This window comes from Saccharopolyspora rectivirgula DSM 43747 (assembly GCF_000497205.1).
GTDB classification, from domain to species: domain Bacteria; phylum Actinomycetota; class Actinomycetes; order Mycobacteriales; family Pseudonocardiaceae; genus Saccharopolyspora; species Saccharopolyspora rectivirgula.
In genome coordinates this window covers 24864-33766 of the sequence record NZ_AYJW01000043.1, presented here as the reverse complement: position 1 = coordinate 33766, position 8903 = coordinate 24864, and the positions used below count along the sequence as shown (strand labels likewise).

Annotated in this window: 8 protein-coding genes; 1 reads left to right on the top strand and 7 read right to left on the bottom strand. The window is 64.5% G+C overall.

The genetic code is table 11. The features are described from left to right. Positions 1-147 precede the first annotated feature (147 nt). On the bottom strand, positions 148-981 hold the full coding sequence (locus SREC43747_RS0112925; RefSeq protein WP_236623169.1) for a CPBP family intramembrane glutamic endopeptidase: 834 nt from the start codon (positions 979-981) through the stop codon (positions 148-150). Between the two features lie 379 nt (positions 982-1360). Here SREC43747_RS0112925 and SREC43747_RS0112920 point away from each other — a divergent pair, with 379 nt between their 5' ends. Further along, positions 1361-2722, top strand: a complete 1362-nt coding sequence (locus SREC43747_RS0112920) for a serine hydrolase domain-containing protein (protein WP_029721687.1) — start codon at positions 1361-1363, stop codon at positions 2720-2722. Between the two features lie 112 nt (positions 2723-2834). On the opposite strand, the gene SREC43747_RS0112915 is transcribed toward SREC43747_RS0112920, so the two are convergent. From SREC43747_RS0112915 to SREC43747_RS0112890, 6 genes are all read right to left on the bottom strand, one after another. Continuing rightward, positions 2835-4316, bottom strand: a complete 1482-nt coding sequence (locus tag SREC43747_RS0112915; protein ID WP_029721686.1) for a sodium:solute symporter family protein — start codon at positions 4314-4316, stop codon at positions 2835-2837. Then, positions 4306-4539 (bottom strand): DUF3311 domain-containing protein, encoded by a 234-nt coding sequence (locus SREC43747_RS0112910; RefSeq protein ID WP_029721685.1) that lies wholly within the window; start codon positions 4537-4539, stop codon positions 4306-4308. The genes SREC43747_RS0112915 and SREC43747_RS0112910 overlap by 11 nt, the downstream gene beginning before the upstream one ends. Before the next feature lie 202 nt (positions 4540-4741). Beyond that, positions 4742-6382, bottom strand: coding sequence for an amidohydrolase (locus SREC43747_RS0112905; protein ID WP_029721684.1), 1641 nt, complete (start codon positions 6380-6382; stop codon positions 4742-4744). 128 nt (positions 6383-6510) lie between these two features. Next, the gene (locus tag SREC43747_RS0112900; RefSeq protein ID WP_029721683.1) at positions 6511-7470 is read right to left on the bottom strand and encodes a hypothetical protein; all 960 of its coding nucleotides are present in this window, start codon (positions 7468-7470) and stop codon (positions 6511-6513) included. Between the two features lie 233 nt (positions 7471-7703). Beyond that, positions 7704-8285 (bottom strand): GTP-binding protein, encoded by a 582-nt coding sequence (locus tag SREC43747_RS0112895; protein ID WP_029721682.1) that lies wholly within the window; start codon positions 8283-8285, stop codon positions 7704-7706. A 48-nt stretch (positions 8286-8333) separates the two neighbouring features. Beyond that, a complete protein-coding gene (locus SREC43747_RS0112890) occupies positions 8334-8900 on the bottom strand; it encodes a DUF742 domain-containing protein (RefSeq protein WP_236623168.1) in 567 nt (188 codons plus the stop codon). Positions 8901-8903 lie beyond the last annotated feature (3 nt).

Genomic DNA, 8903 nt, shown 5'->3' with positions numbered 1-8903 from the left:
CCCCGCCACTAAGCAGCAAGGGAACTTTTCTGCCATCCCCGGTAGAAAAGTTCCCTTGCTGTGCACAAGCCACCAGGTTGCTGCCTCACCCGGCATACCGCGGCACGAGCACCACACTGCCCAACACCGCAGCAGCTGAGCGAGTGGTCAGCGCCGACGGCTCCGGCGAGTAACCCCACGAGAAATGCCTTCCCGCTTCACCGGAAGCTCGACCGGCAGCTTGCCCAGCGCGATCAACAGCAGGATCAACAGTCCCAGCACGATCCAACCGGACCAGCCGAGCAAACCCACGTGCACGTTCTCCACCGGCTCCCCGGCCTTGCTGAACACCACTGGCAAGCCGGCGGCAGCGTTGAGGAACCCGTGCGCGATCGCGGCCGGCCACACGCTCGACGAAGCCAACCGCAGCCAACCGAGCAGCACCCCGACCAGCACGCAAAACCCGACCATCATGAAGAACGCGACAACGATCGGAACGGTCGGGTAGTTGAACCCCAACATCAGCAGCGGAGCGTGCCAAAGCCCCCACAGCACTCCCGTGACCAGAAAAGAACCAGGCTGGCCCAACGGCAGCAGCGCACGGTTGAGATAACCACGCCAACCCAGCTCCTCGCCCAACGCCGGAATCGTGTTCAACCAACCCAGGAAGAACACCTTGGCGAGCTCGACCACGACCAACCCAGCAGGTGACTCCTGTTGCTGCTGCTGTTCACCAACAACCACCTGCTGGCGAGCTTCCACCAGCCCGGAGAAACCAACCCAATCCGCTTGATAAACCCCCAGCAGATAGCCGACCAGCAAGGCGAGCAGCATCGCCAGCGGTGGCCCCAGCCAAGCCAGCAAAGCATAGCCCCACCACTTCTTGATCCCGCCTTCGTTGGTCACCCCCAGACTGCGCAGCAGCTTCGGCTGCGGACTGATCCACTTGCTGACGACCACCGCCGCCACCGCGGGGGTGAACATCATCAGCACCAGAACCACGGGGGCCCAACTCCACGACAAGCCTTCCCCCGTGATCCACAACGGCAGTGTCAGCAACCACGCAGGCAGATAAGCAATCGCGACGAAACTCGTCGTTCCACGGACATCAACCCGCTCGTGCTGGTAGTACACGCGAACATTCTGCCAACTTCCCGCCCGCACCCGATCGCGCAAACCCCGGCAGCGTCGGAACCCCACCAAAACCGCCCTGCACACGGGGTGGTGGTGCACACCCGGACCGAAACCCGCGGTTGCTGGCGCAACCGGCCACATCGACGAGACCACCAAGTGCCCCGAACCCACCACCGGCTCCACCACGAGAACCACGCGTTCGGCGGGTCACCACGGAACCCCAGCTCACCGGGGTCACCATGGAACCATGGAAACAAGTCTGCTGCCTGCCACCCAGCGCGCCCTGCTGCGCCGCCTGGCGATCGAGCAAAGCAACAACCGGGTCCCCTCGCTCATCGCCGGACTGGTCCGGGACGGAAACATCATCTGGGTGGACTCCCGCGGGCAAGTGTCCGGCGAGCCGTCCACACCAGACACCCAATACCGGGTCGGCTCCATCACCAAGAGCTTCGTCGCGGTACTGGTGATGCGGCTCCGCGACGAAGGAAAGCTCGACCTGGCCGACCCGCTGGACAAGCACCTTCCCGGGACCGCGATCGGCAACCGGAGCATCGGCGAGCTCCTCTCCCACTCGAGCGGCCTGACCGCGGAACCCGCGGGGGAGTGGTGGGAACGCACCCCCGGTGTAGCGGCGGAGACCCTGCTTTCCCGGATCGACCGCGAAGCCGTCCGCCCCAACCCGCGCCACGTGTTCCACTACTCGAACGTGGGCTTCGGGGTGCTCGGTGAACTCGTCGCCCGCCTGCGTGGCCGCCCCTGGGACGAAGTGCTGCAGCAGGAAATCCTCGACCCGCTGGGAATGCGCCGCACCACGGTGAGCCCGGTCGCCCCGCACGCCACCGGACTCGCAGTGCACCCGTGGGCGGACGTGGTCCTCCCCGAACCCGCAGAAGACGCCCGCGCCATGGCCCCCGCCGGACAACTGTGGTCGACGTTCAACGACATGGCGAGGTGGGTGCGGTTCATCGGGGGAGACACCGGCGACGTGCTGCACCCCGACACCATGGCGGAAATGCGTGCCCCCGGAGCCGTTGACGACGGGAACGTGTGGCGAATGGGATACGGCCTCGGGCTGCAGCTGCTGCGCCACCAAGGGCGACGACTGGCCGGGCACACCGGTTCGATGCCCGGTTTCCTCGCAACCATATGGGCCGACCCGGCCGAGAACACCGGCGTCATCTTCATGGCCAACACCACCGCAGGCGTCTCCGGCACCTTCGCCACAGACCTGCTGGACATCCTCGAAGAACACGAGCCGCGCATCCCAGCACCCTGGGAACCGCAAAAAGACGTGGACATGGGCCTGCTGGAGCTGACCGGCCAGTGGTACTGGGGCCCCACCCCGTACGTGCTGCGCCTCCTGCCCGACGGATGGCTCGACCTGACCCCGTGGCAAGGCAAAGGACGAGCCTCCCGATTCCGACCGAACGGAGACGGAACCTGGACCGGCCTGGACGGCTACTACGCGGGCGAAAAACTCGAAGTCGGCCGAGCAGCTGACGGCACCCCGACCCACCTCAACCTCAACACCTTCATCTTCACCCGAACCCCGTACGCCGAGAACGCCCCGGTCCCCGGCGGAGTCGAAGGCTGGCGTCCCGCACACTGACCAGCAGAAACCAGGAAGGGAACTTTTCCACCACCCCCGGCGGAAAAGTTCCCTTCCCACACCCCACCGCGCTGGCGAGGTGGATCACGGGGACACGCTGCCACCGCGCGGTTCACTCGGCAGTCGTCTTCGCCGGCTCAGCCAGTTCGTCCACGGCCAGCCGCTCCGCGGGAGTGTTCGCCGGGCGCGCCAAGCTCACCACGACGTTGAAGGCGAGGTTCACGACCAAGCCGAGCAAACCAGCGTTGATGCCGTGCCACGGGTCGTTCCCGGTGGCGACCAGCAGCGCAACCACCAGCACACCACCGGCCAGACCGACCGCCGCCCCCAGCGTCGACATGCGCCTCCACAACAGGCTCAGCAGAACAACCGGAACCAACTGCGCCAAGCCCTGATAGGACAGCACCGATAACTGCACGAGAGTGCTGGGGGACAAGAACGTGAACACCAGCGCGGTCAACCCCACGCAGAAAGTCACCAACTGGGACAACTGCTTCTGGTACGGCGCGGTCCGCGGATGCACCCCGAGAATCGACCTGCCCCACATGGTGCCGATCACCAGCATGAACACCGCCATCGGCACGATCGAGGACAACGCCCCAGCAGCACCCAGCAAACCCACCAGCCACGCCGGCATCGAATTCACCACGAGCTCGAACATCGCCAAGTTCGAATCGCTCAACCCGGGAACCACGAAAAGCGCGGCCAACCCGAGCAGAATCGGCACGAACAAGAGCACCTGGTAGAACGGCATGATGATGGCGTTGCGGCGCACCACACCCGGGCTTTTCGCCCCCAGATACCCCGCCACCGTGGTGGGGAAGATCGTGTAGACCAAGCCGTTCAGCAAACCAGTGGTGGCGAACCACAGCATGCCCAGCGATTCCTTGCCCACCCCCGGCAGCACCAGCCACTCGGGACGCTCCTGGACCAACCGGTCGAGCATCGACCCCAACCCGCCGAAGTAGTGCACCGGAACGTAGACGAACACCACGATCAACGTGACCACGACCAAGGTGTCCTTGAGGATCGACACCCACGCACTACCGCGCAGCCCGGACAAGATGATGAAGGCCTCGGTCACGATGAACGAAATCACATAGCCGGCGCTCAAACTGATGGCGCCGTAACTGATCGTCGAAACCACCACACCCATGCCGGTGATCTGCAGCTGGATGTAAGGCAGCAGGAAAACCGTGGTCAAAACAGCGACAGCACCACCGAACAACGGGGACTGGAACCGGAACGCGGTGATGTCGGTGATGGTGTGCAACTGGTTCCGGTGCGCGTAATTCCAAAAAATCGGGCCGATCACGTAGCCGCAAGCAAAACCGATCGCCAAATAGGCGACCAAGTAGAAAACGGGCATCCCGTAGTCGTACGACCAGCCGGCAGCACCCAAATAACTGAAACTCGTGTAGGTTTCGCCGGCCATGAGCACGAAAATCAAGATGGTGCCCAAACTCCGGCCACCCAGCGACCACTCGGCCAAGTTGACACTGCGGCGGCCACGCAGCGACAACAACCCCAACAGCACCGTGGCCGCCATGAAAACCGAGAAAATGCCGATCGAAACCGCCGCCTCAGCGCTCATCGGCACCACCCCGGGCGCGGGCCCGATCCGCCAACCAAACCGGGTCCTTGCGGGCCGCCAACCAAATGAAACCAGGAGTCAACAGGGTCGCCAGCAGCATCCAGAACATGAAGAACGGCAAACCCAAGACGATCGGCTCAATCCGGTTGTACAGCGGCAGCGCGCATATGTAGAGCACGACCGGGCCGAGCAGCCACCACAGTGACTTCCGGTTCTTGAACATCCAACCCCTCCCCGCAAGCGGTGCTCCCCTTGAGAAGGGAACTCTCCTGGGCAAAGCAGCAGAAGAGTTCCCCACGCATTCCTTGCCGTGCCGCTCGAACCGACTGGTGGCCCACCGGGCCGCGCCGACCACCCCGTCCGCGAACCCCAGGCCAGTAGCCGCTGTTGCAGGACCACAGCAGCCGCTGCGACAAGGCGGAAACCTACTCGCTCCGATCGCCCTTCCGCCACACCTCTTCGCCCCCGACCCATGTGGCGAGGACCTCGATCGACGACAACTGCTGTGGCGCAACACGCACCGGGTTCTCGGAGAGCACCACGAAATCGGCCAGCTGCCCGGGCAGCAACCGCCCCTTCACAGCCGTCTCCCCGGAAGCCCGAGCCGACCCCGTGGTGTAGAGGCCGAGCGCCTCCAACACGCTGATCCGCTGCGAACCACCCAACACCTGCCCCGCGGTGCGCCCGAACACCGACTGGCGCGTGACACAGCTGGCCAACGCCAACAACGGTTCGAAAGGACCGCACGGAAAATCGCTCGAACCAGCCACCGGTATCCCGGCGTCCAACAGGCTGCGGTGGGCGAACATGCGCTCCAACCGGTTCAACCCGTAGTAGTCGACGAGCTTGTCACCGTGGAACGCGACATAGCTGCCGAACGGGACGGCGATCACCCCGAGCTCGCGCATCCGCGCCACTATTCCGCCATCAACCAGGCTGCAGTGCTCGATGCGGTGCTCAACCCGAACATCCGGGTGCTCACGGGCCGCTCTCTCCATCGCGTCGAGCACCAGTTTGATCGCCCGATCACCGTTCGCGTGCACCGCGAGCCTGTTGCCGGACGAATGCACCTGGGAAACCAGATCGGTCAGCTCAGCGGTGCTCAACGTCTGGATCCCGTGGTCCGCGGTGCCTTCGAAAGGATCCTCCACCAAGCAAGTGCCGCCGGCGACAGCCCCGTCGGCGAACGCCTTCACACCACCGAGCCGCAACCAGTGGTCCCCGAACCCGCTGCGCAGCCCGGACTCCCGGAAAACGTCGAAGTGGCGGAACGTCACCAGAGCGTTCACCCGCACCGTGAGCTCCCCGCGCCGGCGGCTTTCCTGCAGCACGGACAACTCGTCGGGGCCGGTCATGGCATCACCCACGCTCGTGATGCCCGCGGCGTTGAGCCGGCGCGCCACCCGCCGCAGGTTCCGCAACGCCGTCTCCTGGTCCTGCGGTGGCAGCACCGGCCGCCGCCGCGCCAACGACGGGTACGCGACGTCGAACAGCGCCTGCTCGTGCACCACCCCGGTCAACTGGCCCGCGGCGTCCCGACCGAACTCGCCACCCTCGGGAGGCGGAGTTTCAGCGGAAAAACCAGCACGCTCCAGGCCCGGGGAGTTCAGCACTCCCCAGTGCGCCCCGATGTTGATGACCAGAATCGGGTGCTCGACGCTCACCTGATCCAGGTCGAAGCGGGTCAACGGCTCCCCACCGGTGGATTTGCCGTGGTCGTACCGGGTGCCGAGCACCCACTCCCCGGGTGGGGTGGTGGCGGCTCGACGCCGCAGCTCGGCCAGCAACTCGGTGCGGGAACTCGCCCGGGACAAATCCACACCCCGCTCGTTGGCCGCGGTCATGGTCGGATGCTGGTGCGCATCGTTGAACCCGGGAACGATCGTGGCCTTCCCGAAATCGACCACCTCCGCGTCCGGGAACCTCTCCCGCAGCTGGTCGAGCTCCCCGACCGCCGTGATCCACTCGCCCAGGAAAGCCAGCGCAGGCTGGTTCGCCGAGACGACGGGCTCGCCGTCGGACATGGTGATGATGTGCTCCGCGGTGACCAATACATGCCCTGCCACAGCACCTCCCGCGCGTGATGATGCTTGGCATGGTGCCTGCTGGCCGGTGCGAACACCAGGGGCCCGAGAGGACGTCTTCGCTGGTTCACGCGGAGCATTGCTGCCGCAACGCGGTCGAGGACCTCGGTTCACGCGACGGACGGGAACGCCAGCACCTCCGGCCGGCCGCGCTTGGCCGCGGCGAAGAACGCTTCCCGGAGCTCGGCGAGCACCACGGCCGGTTGCTGCCGCAGCCGTCCACCCGGAATGTTGAGCACGGTGATCCCGTGCACCTCGTAGCGCTTCTTCCGCCGTAGAGCGGTGGTGCTGTCCTCTTCCCTGGTGTGCCGGTAGCCGAAGAAACCGAATTCGACGGCCAACCCGACTTCGTCGAACCACAGGTCCGGGCAGCCGATGTATTCGCCTTCCGCGGTGAGCACCGGAACGTTCCACAACGGGGTCGGCAAACCCGAGTCGGCGACTATTTCGAACGCCTTCTCCTCCGCGGTCGTCCTGCTGTTCGTCGTGATCTCCCGCAAGATTTCCCGAGGCAGAGCGGTTCCTCGCCGACTGCCCAAAGCCATTTCCTCGGCCAAAATCCTCGGATGGCACTTGCGGCCTTGTTGAATGGCTTCCACCAGCAAATCCTTGGTGAACTGCCGTGACTGCCAAGTCCTGGCCGCGTCGATCACCGCCCGGGCCAGCGGAGCCACCGGTATGCCGTTGATGGTTTGCGGAATGGGGAGTCGCGTGGTGCGCTCGAAACGCATCCCGGGCTGGTTCTGGACCTTGCGGCCGTGCGGGATGAGCACGTGCACCACGGCATCCGCGGGTGGTGTCCTCATCCCGTGCAGCCGGGCCGCGTGCAGGCCGGTGACCACTGCCTCGGGGCCGGCCAGCAGCAGTGCGGCCGCGATGAGGTCTTCGACCGTGGCAGGACCGGGCGCGACGAGAACAACACCGGGGGCTAAACGCGTCCACGGCCCACCAGCCCGCGCCCGCCGGTAAGCGACGGACTGCGGAACACCGAGTTCTTCCAGCTGAGCCACTTTGAAAACGCGTTGGGACGGGGCGAAACCCGTTTCCGTCAACGGAACCGTAGTGCGCATGGAACGCACTATGCGGCAGGAAAGAGCAGAATCGATTTCCATCATGCGCCCGTGTGTTGGGCGCCTGGAAGAAACAAGGGAACTTTTCTCCCTGAAGTAGAAGAAAAGTTCCCTTCACAGCCAATCAGTTTCCGAAATTACTGCTCTTTCGTGAATGCCGCGCTCCCGTTTTCGGGAGCGGGGTTCGAGGAGGTTTCCCGGTGTTCCGGAGTGGAAGGACTTTTCCGAGCTGGTCACACGGTGCGGGCCAGCCACCACTTCATCGCGTGTTCCACGAGTGTGATCAGGGTTTGCTTGGTGGATTCCCGGTGGCGGGCGTCGCAGGTGATGAGGGGAACGGAGTCGGGAATGGCGAGTGCTTCGCGCACGTCGTTGAGGCGGTGCAGCAGAGCTCCCTCGAAGCAGTTGATGCTGACGATGTAGGGCAGCCGACGGTCTTCGAAGAAGTCGATGGCGGAGAAGCAGTCGGCCAACCGCCGGGTGTCGGCGAGCACCACCGCCCCGATGGCTCCTCGCACGAGGTCGTCCCACATGAACCAGAAGCGCTGTTGGCCGGGCGTCCCGAACAGGTAAAGGATCAGATCCCTGTCCAGGGAAACCCGGCCGAAGTCCATGGCCACCGTGGTGGTGTTCTTGTGCGGAGTGGCCTTGAGGTCGTCGAGTTCGCGGCTCGCTTCGGTCAGCACGGCTTCGGTAGTCAGCGGCATTATTTCTGACACCGAGCCCACGAAGGGGGTCTTCCCCACGCCGAAACCACCGGCGACCACTATCTTTGCCGAGGTCACTTCAGTTTTTTGCGCGTAGTCAGTGGACATTTATCACCTCGGGATCGGTTATCGCCGACGGTCCGGATGTTCGTTCGATCAAAGGTTCCTGAGTCCGGTGAGGACTCGTTCCATCAGTTGCAGGTGGGCTTCGCTGCCACTGCTGGTGGGCGCGGAGTGCACGGTGATCAAGTTGAGGTCGGCCATGTCCCCCAGGAGCACCTTGACGACCCCCAGCGGGATGGACAGCATGGCGCCGACTTCAGCTACCGAACGCGGGGTTCGGCATATGTCAGCAATGGACTGGTGCTCCAGCCGCTGGAGCTTGGTGATGTCGCACAACTCGCTGGTGGACACCAGAGTTTCCAGCTCGAAGCGGTGGCGGGTCTGGGTGCGTCCACCGGTCCACGTGTATGGCCGGATGCAACTGGCCAGCCCGGTGTTCTCGGCATCGGGAACGGGGTTTTCCGTTTCCTCCGAGGAAATGTCCGGCCAGCCCGGGGGAGGGAGCTCCTCCTCGGAAGCCGTCTCGTCGGTGTCTTCGCCAGAAAGCGAGTCGCTGTTCTCGACGCTGTACCGACTGTAAACCTCGACCATGGGATACCCGTCGAAGTCTTCCTCGCTGTTGAGGTGGTGCCGACCGGTTGAATCCAGGTTGGTAGCCATATC